17 protein-coding genes and 2 tRNA genes are annotated in these 15,431 nt (G+C 23.7%); 8 read left to right on the top strand and 11 right to left on the bottom strand.

All coding sequences use genetic code 11. The annotated features are described in order from the left end of the window. Positions 1–117: 117 nt before the first annotated feature. Entirely contained in the window at positions 118–1,962 is a 1,845-nt protein-coding gene (gene pyk / locus N3A58_06870) for a pyruvate kinase (protein MCX8059119.1), read from the bottom strand. 116 nt (positions 1,963–2,078) lie between these two features. Here pyk and N3A58_06865 point away from each other — a divergent pair, with 116 nt between their 5' ends. Beyond that, positions 2,079–2,834 carry a methyltransferase domain-containing protein gene (locus N3A58_06865; GenBank protein MCX8059118.1) on the top strand — a complete coding sequence of 252 codons (756 nt, stop codon included), beginning with the start codon at positions 2,079–2,081 and terminating at the stop codon, positions 2,832–2,834. Between the two features lie 23 nt (positions 2,835–2,857). On the opposite strand, the gene N3A58_06860 is transcribed toward N3A58_06865, so the two are convergent. The 7 genes from N3A58_06860 to N3A58_06830 form a co-directional block, all read right to left on the bottom strand. Beyond that, entirely contained in the window at positions 2,858–3,229 is a 372-nt protein-coding gene (locus N3A58_06860) for a DUF493 domain-containing protein (protein MCX8059117.1), read from the bottom strand. A gap of 78 nt (positions 3,230–3,307) precedes the next feature. After that, positions 3,308–3,478, bottom strand: a complete 171-nt coding sequence (locus N3A58_06855; GenBank protein ID MCX8059116.1) for a 4Fe-4S binding protein — start codon at positions 3,476–3,478, stop codon at positions 3,308–3,310. A 113-nt stretch (positions 3,479–3,591) separates the two neighbouring features. Beyond that, complete coding sequence (locus N3A58_06850) at positions 3,592–4,404, bottom strand: hypothetical protein (GenBank protein MCX8059115.1); 813 nt, start codon at positions 4,402–4,404, stop codon at positions 3,592–3,594. Positions 4,405–4,676: 272 nt separating this feature from the next. Then, positions 4,677–6,020 (bottom strand): NADP-specific glutamate dehydrogenase, encoded by a 1,344-nt coding sequence (gene gdhA / locus N3A58_06845; GenBank protein ID MCX8059114.1) that lies wholly within the window; start codon positions 6,018–6,020, stop codon positions 4,677–4,679. 286 nt (positions 6,021–6,306) lie between these two features. Next, positions 6,307–7,197 carry a DUF2075 domain-containing protein gene (locus tag N3A58_06840; GenBank protein MCX8059113.1) on the bottom strand — a complete coding sequence of 297 codons (891 nt, stop codon included), beginning with the start codon at positions 7,195–7,197 and terminating at the stop codon, positions 6,307–6,309. A 51-nt stretch (positions 7,198–7,248) separates the two neighbouring features. Further along, entirely contained in the window at positions 7,249–8,415 is a 1,167-nt protein-coding gene (locus N3A58_06835) for a cyanophycinase (GenBank protein MCX8059112.1), read from the bottom strand. Positions 8,416–8,434: 19 nt separating this feature from the next. Then, positions 8,435–9,283, bottom strand: coding sequence for a ZIP family metal transporter (locus N3A58_06830; protein MCX8059111.1), 849 nt, complete (start codon positions 9,281–9,283; stop codon positions 8,435–8,437). A 380-nt stretch (positions 9,284–9,663) separates the two neighbouring features. Here N3A58_06830 and N3A58_06825 point away from each other — a divergent pair, with 380 nt between their 5' ends. The 7 genes from N3A58_06825 to N3A58_06795 all read left to right on the top strand — a co-directional run bounded on the left by N3A58_06825 (position 9,664) and on the right by N3A58_06795 (position 13,909). Continuing rightward, a complete protein-coding gene (locus tag N3A58_06825; GenBank protein ID MCX8059110.1) occupies positions 9,664–10,080 on the top strand; it encodes a transcriptional repressor in 417 nt (138 codons plus the stop codon). Between the two features lie 109 nt (positions 10,081–10,189). Next, positions 10,190–10,327, top strand: a complete 138-nt coding sequence (locus tag N3A58_06820) for a rubredoxin (GenBank protein ID MCX8059109.1) — start codon at positions 10,190–10,192, stop codon at positions 10,325–10,327. A 162-nt stretch (positions 10,328–10,489) separates the two neighbouring features. Further along, positions 10,490–11,650: an FprA family A-type flavoprotein gene (locus tag N3A58_06815; protein ID MCX8059108.1), complete on the top strand. Its 1,161-nt coding sequence runs from the start codon at positions 10,490–10,492 to the stop codon at positions 11,648–11,650. Between the two features lie 136 nt (positions 11,651–11,786). Continuing rightward, the gene (locus N3A58_06810) at positions 11,787–12,311 is read left to right on the top strand and encodes a ferritin (GenBank protein ID MCX8059107.1); all 525 of its coding nucleotides are present in this window, start codon (positions 11,787–11,789) and stop codon (positions 12,309–12,311) included. A gap of 143 nt (positions 12,312–12,454) precedes the next feature. Further along, positions 12,455–12,835: a desulfoferrodoxin gene (locus N3A58_06805; protein MCX8059106.1), complete on the top strand. Its 381-nt coding sequence runs from the start codon at positions 12,455–12,457 to the stop codon at positions 12,833–12,835. A 60-nt stretch (positions 12,836–12,895) separates the two neighbouring features. Continuing rightward, a complete protein-coding gene (locus N3A58_06800; protein ID MCX8059105.1) occupies positions 12,896–13,150 on the top strand; it encodes a hypothetical protein in 255 nt (84 codons plus the stop codon). Positions 13,151–13,330: 180 nt separating this feature from the next. Then, positions 13,331–13,909: a rubrerythrin family protein gene (locus N3A58_06795; GenBank protein MCX8059104.1), complete on the top strand. Its 579-nt coding sequence runs from the start codon at positions 13,331–13,333 to the stop codon at positions 13,907–13,909. 295 nt (positions 13,910–14,204) lie between these two features. Here the strand turns inward: N3A58_06795 and N3A58_06790 are convergent. From N3A58_06790 to N3A58_06780, 3 genes are all read right to left on the bottom strand, one after another. Next, positions 14,205–14,280, bottom strand: a tRNA-Gly gene (locus N3A58_06790). 4 nt (positions 14,281–14,284) lie between these two features. Further along, a tRNA-Val gene (locus N3A58_06785) sits at positions 14,285–14,357 on the bottom strand. 294 nt (positions 14,358–14,651) lie between these two features. Continuing rightward, positions 14,652–15,299, bottom strand: a complete 648-nt coding sequence (locus N3A58_06780; protein MCX8059103.1) for a hypothetical protein — start codon at positions 15,297–15,299, stop codon at positions 14,652–14,654. Between the last annotated feature and the right edge of the window lie 132 nt (positions 15,300–15,431).

Genomic DNA, 15,431 nt, shown 5'->3' with positions numbered 1-15,431 from the left:
CTATTATATATTTTTAAATTTAAATTTATTAAAAACTTTTTTATTTTTATTAAATTAAATTATTTTAATATTTAAATTAATATTTTTTATAATGTCAACAATTAAATTCCTGCATATTTATATTTCAATTATTGTTCCATCTTCTAATATTTCAACAAGAGATCTATCTTTTAAAATTTCAGAAGCTCCTGTTGCATTCATTATTATGGGTATATTATATGCACTTGCAACAATTTTTAATTGTGTTTCCCAATAACAATTTTCAATAATTATTCCAGCAGCAAATCTTAAGTATGTAACATAATTTTCTGAAAAGTTTTTAAGTACCACTATTTTATTATCTACATCCTTTTCTTTAAAATCTTCAAGACCTTCTATAATTACAACATTTTTTATTGTTTGTTTTACATTAATTGGTGTTCCTTTAATTCTAGATTTACCTATAGATTCGATTCTTATCATATTTGTAGTTCCTTGTTTTCCTAATGGCATTCCTGCAATGATAACAACCAGATCTCCCTTTGATACAAAATTATTTTCAATGCATAAATTTTTTATTTCATCTATTAATTTTTCAAAGGAGTCCTCTTTAGTATATAAAATTGGAGTAACTCCCCAATTTAATGCAAGCTTATTGTAAACTTTTTTATCATAAGTAAATACGATTATTGGTAAGCCTGGTCTTAACTTTGAAATCATCCTTCCTGCATATCCAGTTTTAGTAATACACAAAATAGCTTTTGCATTACATTGGTAAGCAGTAACAACAGCATTATATGATATGATATTTGTAATATCAAATAATGATTCAGTATAGCTTTTTGAAAATAAAAATTTTTTATAATCTATAGATGATTCAGTTTTTAGTAAAATTTTTTTCATTGTTTGTACTACAAGTTCAGGAAATTTGCCAACAGCAGTTTCACCTGATAGCATAACAGCAGATGTCATATCATAAGCAGCATTTGCTACATCAGATACTTCTGCTCTTGTAGGAAGAGGTGTTTCTATCATGGATTCTAACATTTGTGTTGCTGTTATAACTGGTTTCCCAGAAAGATAGCATTTTTCTATTATTTTCTTTTGAAAAACAGGGACATCTTCTATTGGAAGTTCAACTCCAAGATCTCCTCTTGCAACCATTATTCCATCTGAGTGAATAATAATATCATCGATGTTTTCTATTGCTTTCCTATGTTCTATTTTAGCAATTAAATCTATATTAGCATTTTCGTTTATTTCATTAATGATTTTTTTAACTTTTAGTATATCGTCTGATGATCTGACAAAAGAGAGAGCAATGTATTCAAAATCATTTTGTACAGCAAATTTAATATCTTCTTTATCTTTGTTTGAAAGAAATTCAATAGGATAGTCAACATTTGGTATTGATAGATGTGCTTTTGGTCTCAACTTTCCAGAATTTTTAAATTCTATTTCTATTTTTTTACCTAATAAAAAATTAAAATTATCTTCTAAATCTTTTTCTTTTTTTGTCTGATCTTCAACTATTCCTACCACTTCAGTTGTAAAATACCCATCCATTAATAAAATCTTGTCTCCTATTTTAACTATTCTATCTATATATGGAAGATTAGTAAAAAATGTTTTAGTTTCATAAAAATTATTTTGCTCAAGAAAAACTTTACCTTTTTCGCTTTCTAAAAATTGTCCATCTATACTCTGAATAAAAAATTTTTCTTTTGTTTTTACTTCAATTATTTCCTTATATCCGTATATTCTTATTTCAGGACCTTTTGTATCAAGCATTAAAGCAAGAGGGACTTTTAATTTTTCCCTTAATTTTTTTAAAATATTTATTACTTTTTTGGTTTCATCATAATTTGCATGAGAAAAATTAAACCTTGCTACATTCATACCAGAAATTATTAGTTTTTCTAACATTTCTTCTGAAGAAGTTGATGGTCCTATAGTACATACAATTTTGGTTTTTAAGTTCATTTTTACCTCTTAAAAATATATATTATCTTTATTTATAAAATATTTATTAAATACAAAAAATCAATATAAAAATTTATATAAAAAAAATTAATTTTTGATAAATTATTTTTAAGTTTATGAAGGGTAGATTAAGATATATTAATATTGATGACAATTTGTTTAATAATTATACTTTAAAACTTGATAATCAATTTTTTAAAATAATTGAAAAAAAAATTCAAAAAATTAAGTGCCAAAAACTTAGTTCTGAAAATAATAAATTTGTTTTAGAAGTTTGTTGTGGAAAAGGGGAATACATTAATTATTTAGCTTCAATATATAAAGATACATTATTTTTAGGACTTGATTTTTCTAAAGCAGCAATTCAAAGGGCTATTAAGAAGACACATCAAGAGTCTTTGGATAATGTTTTATATGTTAATGAAGATTTTTTTGATTTTATAAAGTTTTATGAAAGTTCTATTATAAAAAACCAATCATTGAATAGTTCTGAAAAGTTAGATAAAAAAAAATTCGATTTATTTTTATTTGATTTTATATTTATATCATTCCCAGATCCTTGGCCAAAAAAAAGACATCATAAAAGAAGATTAGTAAATGAAGAATCTTTGAAAAAATTAAAAAATTTTCTGAAAGATGGTGGAAAGATTTTTATATTAACAGATCATGAAGATTACTCTAAGTGGATTTTAAATGCTTGTGTAAAAAATAAGGATATTTATAATAAAGGTTTTAAAATATTTAGAATAATAAAAAGTTACATCACAACTTCTAAAAAACAATATGAAAAATATTTTCCCTTTTATGAAACAACATTTTTTAGAAAATCAAAAGAGAAGAAAGTTAAATTTTTTTGTTTAATTAAAAAGTAGGATATTTTTTTCAATATATTTGATTAAAAACAAAATTTTGTTTCTTTTATTTCTTTTAGTTCCCTATAAAAAGAAAATAATTCTTCCTTATTTTCTACAAATATTTCAAAATTATATGAACAATATTTTGAATTTTTTGAATATATTATTGATACTTCTTTTTTCAATTTCTTATCTTTAAGGAAATTTGAAATAGAATTTCTGAAATTTTCATTGTTATCCCCAATAACTTTGAAAAGCCAATAAGAAGGTAAATCATATTTTATATTAATATCATTGCTATCTTTTAAATCACCTAACTCTATAAAATTAGATTCTTTAAAAATATTACTTACCTGTTCGTAAATATGTTCTTTTTTTTCTTTATTTAAATTTTCCTTATCTTTAAAAATCATTATTTTTCCTTTAGAATAAAAAAATTAAAGGCTATCTCTTAAAAGATAGCCTTTTAATATAAAATTTAATAAATAAAATTAATCAGCATCTATAGCTTCAGCGGGACATACTGTGGCGCAAGAACCACAACTTGTACATTTAGAAGGGTCAATAACTCTTCTATCATCTTTTTCATATATAGCATTAACAGGACATTCTGGTTCACAAGCACCACAATTAATGCAATTATCATTTATTTTATAAGCCATTCTTAAAGCCTCCTATTTTTTATAGGTAAATTTTAATTCTTAATTTTTTTTTTTCAATTTAAAAAATTACAAATAACAAAAAAATATTTAACAATAGTTTTAATTTACAGCATTTAGTAGAGATCTTTATGGGATAATACAAGTTTAATAGCAAAAAGAATAATCAATATAAAACTTAAAACTTGTATAAGAATAATTTTTGTGTAAAAAATGAAATAAATACTTAATAAGGGGAAAAATACTTGTGTCCCATATTGAATAGGAGAAACGATAAGTATATCCCCATTTCTGTATGCAAATTGTATTGATAGAAAAGAAGTTATACCTAGAAATAAGTACAATAAAAAGAACTGATTAAATATAAAATTTTTATTAGAAAAAACATCCTCAATTTGAAATATTTTAAGAACTATCATCATCATGCCAGCAAGAGAACCACCAGAAAAAGAGTAAATAATTGTATTAATTAGCTTTATTTTATTATTTTTATTTTTATAAAATTTATTAATTATGATTAATATTAAAAATAATAGAGATGGTAAAAAAACAAAAAAGTAGAGAGCATTTTTAGAGAAAGAATTAAACTCTTTATTTTCTGAAAAATAATTAGCCAAAAAGATAAATAACATCATTAAAATTGAATAGATATAGTCGGTGATTTTTATTTTAGTATTTAAAATGAATTTTGAAAGAAATATTGTTAAAGGAACAGAAATTCCAGATGATGCAGTGACTATTGAAGGTGAGATACCTTTTAATGCAAAATAGTTTATAAGTGGAGCTAAGTTCATCAATATAAATCCTGTTATCCATATTAAAATATCTTTAGTATTAGCAAATTTGATACCTTTTTTTTGTAATACAAATCCTGCAGAAAGAGTAAAATAAGCTAAAAATGCTAAAAAGAGATAAAATAAGTTTTTCATTTTCAATCCTTTTAAAAGTTATTTTTAAACTAAATTTAAGGTTTAAATAATATTAAATGAAATATTAAAATATAAAGAAATAAAATATAAAATATAATAATACAATTGTTTTTTAATTTAATAAATTGAATAAAAATAATAAAATAGTAAGAAAAATTTAAAAAAAGAGGGGAAATTCCCCTCTTTTAATATTATAAAACATATGTATAAAAATTTATAATTTTAGTAAATGATTCTTTATTAAGAAATGATCTTAATTTTATAAAATATTATTACACATGACCTTGTTCAATCATAGCATCTGCAACTTTTTTGAATCCTGCAATATTTGCTCCTACTACATAATCTCCTTTATATCCGTAAGCTTCAGCAGCTTCAAGAGATTTATCATGGATGTTTTTCATTATCTGTCTTAATTTGCTATCTACTTCTTCTCTTGTCCATGATAATCTTATAGAGTTTTGAGACATTTCAAGACCTGATGTTGCAACTCCACCAGCGTTAACAGCTTTTCCAGGTGCATAAATTATTTTGTTAGCTTGCATATATTTAACTGCTTCTAAAGTACAGCCCATATTTGATCCTTCAACAACATATTTACAACCATTTTTATGTAATGTTTTTGCATCATTTTCATCAATTTCATTTTGAGTAGCACATGGTATCGCAATATCACAAGGTACTTCCCATGGTTTTTTTCCAGCAAAAAATTTAGCTTTTGGGAATTTTTTAACATAATCTTCAACTTTATCTCTACCAGAAGCTCTCATTTCAAGTAAATAATCTATTTTTTCTCCTTCAACTCCATCTTCATCATAAACATAACCATCAGGTCCAGAGATTGTAATTATTTTAGCTCCAAGTTCTGTTGCTTTTAGAGCTGTTCCCCAAGCAACATTTCCAAAACCTGAAATTGCAATTTTTTTGCCTTTAATGTCATCTTTATTTACTTTAAGCATTTCTACTAAAAAGTAAATAGCACCAAAACCTGTAGCTTCTGGTCTTATTAATGATCCTCCCCAATTTAAAGCTTTTCCTGTTAATACCCCTGTAAATTCATTTTTTATTCTTTTATATTGCCCATACATATAACCTATTTCTCTTGCACCTACCCCAATATCACCTGCTGGAACATCTGTATCAGCACTTATGTGTCTTGAAAGCTCAGTCATGAAACTCTGACAGAATCTCATTACTTCACCTTCAGACTTCCCTGTTGGGTCAAAATCAGATCCACCTTTTCCACCACCCATAGGTAAACCGGTTAAAGAGTTTTTAAATATTTGCTCAAATCCTAAAAATTTTAATATAGAAAGATTAACCGATTTATGAAATCTTAATCCACCTTTATATGGTCCAATAGCAGAATTAAATTGAACTCTGTATCCCATATTTACTCTGTAATTTCCTTGATCATCAACCCATGGAACTCTAAATATAATAACTCTTTCAGGTTCAACTATTCTTTCTAAAATGCCATATTTTTGATATTTTGGTTCTTTGGAAATAATTGGCTCGAGTGACTCAAGTACTTCTGTAACAGCTTGAATAAATTCTGATTCCCAAGGATATTTTTTCTTAACAGATTCTATAACATCAGATATATATTTATTCATGATTCCTCCTGAAATTTCTTTTCTACTTAAATTTTAAAATATGTTAAAATTAAGTCAATAAATTTTTTAAAAATATTTAAGAATTTAATAAAAAAAACTAATTATTTTAAGAAAAATATAAATATATTTTATAAAATAATAAAAAATACTAATAATATTAGGATTATTCATTAAAATAATATAATCTATGAATATCCAAATAAAATGTTATTTTATTTTATTAATAAAATTTTATTATTCTTATTAAAAAAGTTTTTCAAGTTAAATTATATATTGAAAAAGTTTTTTAAATTTTATTTATTAAAAATTCTATAAAATCAGGGTTTTCAGGAGTAATAATATTTTCTATTTTTTCACCAAAAGAAACATATGAAAGAGATAAATTTAATTTTTTACATATATTATAAATTGAGCCACCTTTAGCTGTTGAATCAAGCTTTGTTATAGAAAAAGAGTCTATTCCAATAATATTATTAAAAATTTCAGCTTGCTGTATTGAGTTTTTCCCTATGTTTGCATCTATAACTAGAATTTTTTTATAGTTAATACTTTCTATTGTATTAGAATCTGTCTTTTTATCAATACTATTTTTGTTATCTGGAAGGTTATATTTTTCTTTATTGTATTCATCTATCTTTTTTCTTATAACCTTATCTATTTTTTTTAATTGCTGATTTAATTCCTCTTTATTCTGTAATCTACCCGCTGTATCTATTATTAAAATGTTATAATTAGAATTTAAAAATTTTGTCATAGAATCAAATATTACAGAAGCAGGATCAGCACCCTGAATATTACTTATAAAATCAATTTTATTTTTCTCACACCAATGTTTTAATTGGTCAATAGCAGCAGCTCTAAATGTATCTGCCCCTGAAACTAAAATATTATAACCTTTATCTTTGTAATATTTTGAAATTTTAGAAATAAGAGTTGTTTTACCAGAACCATTAACACCAATAATTAAAAATATATTTTTCTTATTTTTATCAGGGATAAAACTCCATGGTATAATTAAAGACTTAAGAATATCTTTCAACTCTTTTTTATTTTTTAGTTCTTTTTCTATATAATTAATTGTATCTAAATCAATATCAGCAAGTAATAGATTGTTTTTTATTTCAGAAAAATTAGCATTTGATTTTAATAGATTTAGTATTTTAGTAAATAGACCCATTTTATCTCAGTTCCTTTTTGAATTTAATTAATAAATTTTATATTTAATTTTTTAATATACTCGATCAGGATATAAAGTTCCATTATCAACCCATATATAATAAGTTTCGCCATAATTTGATGACCAATTTTTAAAATCAAAAGTATTACTACCAGATAAAGTTCCTTTAACTCTAATACATTTTACAGCTTGTTTATTCCCATACCAATCAAGAGGGCTTTCACTCCTACATCTTTCTATTGGTCTATTTCCAATTAAGAAGAAAGCATAACCATAACCAAAAACTTTTCCAATGCCATTATTATCAATACATATTGCAGTTTTTTCATCACATGCTACTGCTTTTATTTCATTGTAATTGATTTTATAATCTGTTACTATTCTTGCCATAAAAGTTATTAATCTTCCCATTCTTTTTCTTTCATAAAAATGGGTATCGAAAATAATATTTTTAAATATTTCAAAGTTTTCAAGAAAATCATTTTTAATATAATCCATATTTTTATGGTATGGATTTTGGAGAGCTTCGTCAGAAGTTACTCCATTATTGTACGGAATATAGTCAAAGTGTCCAAGCACAACCATTCCAGCAGAAGTTCCACCAATAGGAACTTTTCTTTCAAAATAAGCTCTTTTTATAGCAGATTCAAGTTTTGTACCTTTCCAGTATTTATAATATTCATATTGATCACCACCAGCAATAAAAATAGCTTCAGCATTATTAATTACATTTTCTACATAAGATGAATTTGCAAAGGTATAAGAATTAACAACTAAAGTATGAACTGAATTTACTCCTTTAAGATCATAATATATCCAATCATTATAGCCTTTTGAATCATTAGTTCTTAAAACAACAAAATCTCCTCCATCACATCTGTTTATAAGCCATAAAAATGCTTCATCAACATCAAGACCTCCACCTTGAATTAAAAATCCACCAATTGGATTTCTTTTTATAAATTTTTTGTTTCCAGTAGAATATACTATTAAACCTATTGGTTTATTTCCTGGATCTGGTTCATAATTTGAAGCCTTTGTATCATAGGATTCATTTTTTGATGAAGTGTTAGTAATAGTATTTGAACATGAATATAATATTGAAACTAGCAATAAACTTAATGTTAATGTTAAAAATATTAAACTTTTTTTAATTGTTTTAATACCAATTATTTTAATAGAATGATTATTTTTAAAATTAGAAAGATTTTTTTTCATATTATCCCCCTATTTTATTTTATCCAAGACTTATATCTAAAATAGTCATTATTATAAAGCCTGCAATGAAAAAAAGTGTAGCAATATCATTGGTTTTATTTTTTTGAAATTCTGGAATTACTTCTTCTATTATTATATAAATCATAGCTCCAGATGCGAATGACATAGAAAAGGGTAGAATATTTTTAAAAATTGAAACAAAAATTACACCACATAGAGCTGAAACAGGTTCCACTATTGCAGAAAGTTGTCCATAAAAAAAACTTTTTCTTTTTGAAAATCCATTAGCATAAAGAGGAAGGGCAATAGCTAAACCTTCAGGTATATTTTGTAACCCAATACCTATAGTTAATGTTATAGCACTTACCAAAATATTTATATCATTAATATTGTTTATCAATGCACCAAATGCAACACCTACTGCTAAACCTTCTGGAATATTATGTAAAACAACAGCAAGAATAAATAAATAAGTTTTTTTTAAATTTGTTTTTATTCCTTCTATTTCAGTATCTGAATTTTCTTGAGATATTTTAATTTGATTTTCTTGAATATGTTTATGAGGGATTAACCTATCGAGTAAAAAAATAAATAAAGAACCAGATAAAAGACCTAAAGTAATATTTAAAAATGGGTTTATCCCTAGATCTTCCGCTATATTTTTTGCCGGCAAAAGAAGTGACCAGAAACTAGCTGCAAGCATAATGCCGCCAGCAAGTGAAAGCATTGAACTAAATATTGTTTTAGAAGGTTTTTTATTAAAAAAAATAAAAATAGCTCCAAAAAGAGTTAAAAACCATGTTAAAAACCCACCAAATAAAGCTTGATAAAGAGGATTTTTTATTTTTAAAAAAATTTCAATTATCATAACCAAATTAATATTTAATTATTAAATTTTCCATCTACAAACTATAATTAACTTAATATAAAAGTAATAGAATTTTTATTTTAATTTATTTAGTAATTTAATTATTAATCTTTAAAAAATATAAAAAAAAATAATAAATTTTCAAATTTTTTACAATTAAAAAAAATAAAATTTTGAATTTTAAAAAAACTATATTATATTTTAATTATAATATTAAGATATTATGTAAATTAATTTATTAAATGAAAATAATTAATATATTTAAAAATAAAAATATTAAAATCAAAGATATTATTAAAATAAATTAGATAATTTTTAATTTGTATTGATTTTTTGAAATTATAGATAGGTTTTTTAATACAACTAAAAAAGGGAAGCATATGGATACACAGGCAATTTTTGAGTATAGTTTATTGCAGAAATACGAAATTAAACCTTCAGTACAAAGATTAGCTATATTAAAATATTTTATTTTAAAAAGAAATCATCCTACAATTGAAGAAATTTTTAATGAACTTGAAAAACAGATCCCGACTTTATCAAAAACTACGATTTATAATACCTTGAAAATATTTATAGAAAAAGGTTTAGCTATTTCATTTATTAATGGAGATAAAACAGTATATGATTTAAATTATATTCCCCATTTACATTTTAAATGTATAAAATGTGATAAATTATATGATATTGAAGATAAGTTAGTTGTTGATAAATTTAAAATAGATTTTATAGATGGTAATAAGGTAATTAGTAATATAGTTATTTTTGAAGGGGTTTGTAAAAATTGTATAAATTAAGATTTTAATGTTTAGTAATTTTTCATAAAAAAAGTTATTGAAAAAATTTTCAATTTAATTATTATATTAATAGTGATATTTATAAATAAAAAATATATGAGGTGATTAGATGGAAAGATGGGTTTGTACAGTGTGTGGTTATATTTATGATCCTTCAGAAAATGATAGTATTCCTTTTGAAAAGTTGCCTGATGATTGGGTTTGTCCAGTTTGTGGTGCCGAAAAAGATGCATTTGAGAAGGAGTAATTTTTTTTGAAGGGTGGTGGGTGGGGTTTAATTAAAATTTAATTAATTTTTTTTAAATTTATTTTGTAAAAATTACAAATTTGTATTTAATTTAATATTGTATAAAAATTATTATTCTTTTATATATTTTATATTTAAAAAAATTAAAATTACGGAGATTTTATGGATGCTATTAAAATTAAAGATGATATTTATTGGGTTGGTGCTGTTGATTGGAATTTAAGAAATTTTCATGGTTATTTGACTCAAAGAGGTTCAAGTTATAATTCTTATTTAATATTAGATGAAAAGATTGTTTTAATTGATAATGTTAAGCATTATTTATTTGATGAATTCAAAGAAAGAATTGAAAAAATCGTTCCTATTTCAAAAATTGATTACTATATCTCTAATCATGTTGAAATGGATCATTCAGGTTCACTACCTAAAATATTAGAATTAAATCCTAATTTAAAAATTTATACTTCTCCTAATGGTTTAAAAGGACTGAAAGCTCATTATAAAAAAGAATTTAATTATATAGAGGTTAAAAGTGGAGATAAATTAAATATTGGGAAAAGAAATCTAGTTTTTCTATTAACCCCAATGGTTCATTGGCCAGATAATATGGTTACATATTGCCAAGAAGAAAAAATCTTATTTTCTAATGATGGCTTTGGTCAGCACATTGCTTCTTTTGAGAGATTTGATGAAGAATATGATAGAGATATTCTTTTTTATGAGGCAAAAAAATATTATGCCAATATAGTTTTACCATATGGTGATCAAGTTCAAAAGGAGCTTTCTGAAGCTCAAAAGTTAGAAATTGAAATTATCTGTCCGAGTCATGGGTTAATAATTAAAAAGTTTATTAAAGAATTTATTTCGAATTATGATAAGTGGAGCAAAAACTTAACTGAAAGAAAGGCTGTTATAGTTTATGATACAATGTGGAATTCAACAAAAATGATAGCGGATGCAATTAAAAGTGTATTAGATGATAAAAAAATATCTTTTAAATATATGCCATTACAAGAAAATCATATCTCTGATGTTATTACTGAAATATTGGATTCTGAATATATTTTTATAGGTTCCCCAACTTTAAATAAAAACATGTTGCCTACAGTATCAGCATTTATAACATATTTTAAAGGGTTAAATCCTAAAAATAGAAAAATATTTGTTTTTGGTTCTTATGGTTGGGGTGGTGAAAGTATAAAAGATATTGAAAAAATTATTAATGAAATGGGTCTTAATATTATAGGATCATATAAAATACAATATGTTCCTTCAGATGAAGATCTTAATAAAATTAAAGATGATATTAGTAATAAACTTTAAATTTTTTATATTATTGAATTTTATAATTGTATAACAATTAGTAAAATAAAAAATTAATAGAAAAAGAAATGTTAAAATTATTATAAAATTTATAGATATTTTTTATAGTTTAATTTAAAAAGTAATTAAGGAGAAAATTATGACTGATAGAATTTTTAATGAGTTAAATAGACAGGTAAATGAGGAGTTTTATTCAGCATATCTTTACCTTTCTATTGTATCTTATTTTGAATCTATAAATTTACAAGGGTTTGCACATTGGATGAAAGCTCAAGTTCAAGAAGAGATTATGCATGCAATGAAGTTTTTTAATTATCTTGTCGAAAGAGGGAAAAAACCTGAACTTTTAGAAATTAAAAAACCTGAAACGAAATTTGAATCAATTTTAGATGCTTTTGAAAAAGCTTTAAAACATGAAAAATATATAACTTCAAGAATATGGGAATTAGTAAAAATTTCAGAAGATGAAAAAGATTACGCTACTTTGGATTTCTTAAAGTGGTATGTTAAAGAACAGGTTGAAGAAGAATTGTCAGTGGATACTATTTTGCAAAAGTTAAAAATGATTTCTAATTCAAATAGTGGTTTACTTTATCTTGATAAAGAAATGGGTAAAAGAGAATATCCACAGAATATTTTTGATAAAGGTTATATAGATTAAAATTTAAGAACATTAATAGTTACTTAGATAATATTTAACTTAATTCAATATTTTATTTTAATTTGTAATATTATAAATGAAATTATTTAATATTTAAAATTTTAAAAAATTTAAATAATCTAGAATTAAATTAAGGAGGGTTTATGGCAACTAAAATGGGAATTTATAAATGCAAAATTTGTGGTAATGTAGTTGAAGTTTTTATTGAAGGTGAAGGAGATTTGGTTTGTTGTGGGCAAGAGATGACTTTAATGGATGAGAAAAATAGAGAAGGTGCTGGAGAAAAACACTTACCTGTAATTGAGGATACTAGCAATAAAATATTAGTTAAAGTTGGCTCTGTTCCTCATCCAATGGAAGATTCTCACTGGATCCAATTTATTGAAGTTGTTACAAAAGATGGTTATATTTTAAGAAAAGAATTAAACCCTGGAGATAAACCTGAAGCTATTTTTAATGTTAATAGATCAGATATATTATATGTTAGAGAATTCTGTAATTTACATGGGTTGTGGAAAGTTTAAATTTTCGTTTATTTTTTTAATAGACTTTTAAGTTAAATAAATCATAAAGCAGGAAATATTATGGAAAAAAGATTTATGATTATAATTATTGATAAAAGGAAAAATAATGCTATTAAAGTTCAGGAAATTTTAACAGGTTGGGGTTGTTTAATAAAGATTAGACTTGGTATACATGATGAGGTTCTAGATAAATGTTCCGATAATGGGACTATTTTCCTTGAGCTTGTTGGAGAAAAAGAAAAACATTTAGAGCTTGAAAGAAAATTAAATTTACTTGAAGGTGTTAAAGCAAAATTGATTGAAATTAATTTGTAATTTTATTTTTATAAAAAAATTGTTTTGAAATTGTTTATATAATTTTTTACTATAAATATTTTTATGTTAAATAAATTTCTAACTATTTTTATGAAATGTTATAAAAAAATTAAGTATATTTATTATATAATATAATATAAAACTTACTTTTAACTTAATATTTTTAAAAAAGGAGGTTTTATGGCTAAATCTGTTAAAGGAACAAAAACTGAAAAAAATTTATTGGCTGCTTTTGCAGGTGAATCACAAGCAAGGAATAGATATGATTATTTTGCATCAGTTGCAAGAAAAGAGGGATATATTCAAATTGCAATGATTTTTGAAGAAACAGCTTTAAATGAAAAAGAACATGCTAAGAGATTTTTTAAGTTTTTAGAGGGAGGTGAAGTTGAAATTAATGCAGCTTATCCAGCAGGGAAAATTGGAACAACTCCTGAAAATTTATTAGCTGCTGCTAATGGAGAGAACTATGAATGGACAACTATGTATCAAAATTTTGCTGATGAAGCTGAAAAGGAAGGTTTTCCAGAGATTGCTCAAGTTTTTAGGAACATTGCAATTGTTGAGAAGCAACATGAAAAAAGATATAGAGCTTTACTTAAAAATATAGAAAATAGAAGTGTCTTTAAAAAGGATAAAAAAGTTTGGTGGAAATGTAATAATTGTGGTTTTATTTATGAAGGAGAAGAAGCACCACAAAGTTGCCCAGCTTGTGCTCATCCTCAAAGCTTCTTTGAAATTTTATGTGAAAACTGGTAAAATTTTTAGAGTAAATATTAGATATTAATGAAGTATAAGAAAAATAATTATTAATAATCTAATACAGAGAAGTTTTTAAAACAGCTTAATTTTTAATTATATGAAATATATAATAATGTTAATATATATAAATATTATATAGCTTTATTTTATTTGGATTAAATATATAGCTACCTTTTTTAATTAAGGTAGCTATATTTTTTTTAAAAAAGATTTTATAATTATTAAGTTTATAAAAATATTAAACATTTTTATTAAAGTTAAATATATTTTAAAAATAAAAAAGAGGGATTTATGGAGCGGGAAACGGGGCTCGAACCCGCGACATCGACCTTGGCAAGGTCGCGCTCTACCAACTGAGCTATTCCCGCAGATTGGGCGATGCAGGGCTTGAACCTACGACCCTCTGCTTGTAAGGCAGATGCTCTCCCAGCTGAGCTAATCGCCCATAATCCTTTCTATCCCTCTTTCTATAAAAATAAATATAAAAAATAAAAAAATTGTCAAGAAAAAATTTATTTAAACTCTATATATAGATTAGAAAAAATAAAATATAAAATAATATTATATTTATAAAATTGAAATAATAAAAGCAGTGTATTGAAAAAAGTATAAAACTAAACCAAATAAAAAATTAAAATATAAGAAATTATAAAATAAAAATATAATTTTAAAGTTAAACTAATAATAAATAACTAAAAAATTAATATTGAAAATAGAAATTGTAAAATAAAATAAATATTTAAAATTCAAAATAAATATATAAACCTAAAGATGAATAATAAATAATTTTTTTATTGTTTACTGGTTCTTTTAAAAAAAGAAAAGCATTTGAATTTGATAAACCGAATCCAAAAAATTTTGCTAAAGGATATTTTAAATTTAATTCAGGTTTAATTGAGTAGAAAGATGCCTGAATATTTTTTTCTGCTTGAATTTCAATAGATCCAAAGCCAAATTTGGATATAAAATCAAGTTTGAAGTTAGGTTTGTTTACAATATTTATACCAGTTACAATGCCAAGATTAATAATACCTATAGTTGGAGGTATCTCGGGAAATGGAATTTTTAGACCAATTGAAATTGGAAAAAAAACAATCCAACCTATTGTTTCAAATGTTTTAAGAATTGAAATAATTCCTGTTGATAAATCTAAATAAAAACCTAAAATATAAAAATCATTCATTATATAACATAATTTAAAGCCACCATCAACAAGTAAAGAATTAATAAAAGAAGGACTTATATTTGTAAATGGAGGTGGAATGATAAAATTTGAAGTAAATCCAATATTGAATTTTGCAAAGCAATTTAACGAGAAAAAAATTAAAATTATTAATAAAATTAAAAAAAGATTAGAAAACTTTTTAATTAGTTTATTTTTTCTCATAAATTTTACCTCTTAATTGTAATTAGTTATTATTAAAATATATAACATTTAAATATATAATATATATATTATAAATTTCAACTTATTTAATTGAATATTATATTATTAATTATTTATAAATATTATAAACAT

This window comes from Spirochaetota bacterium (assembly GCA_026415295.1).
Lineage (GTDB): Bacteria > Spirochaetota > JAAYUW01 > JAAYUW01 > JAOAHJ01 > JAOAHJ01.
This window is presented reverse-complemented; position numbering and strand designations above follow the sequence as displayed.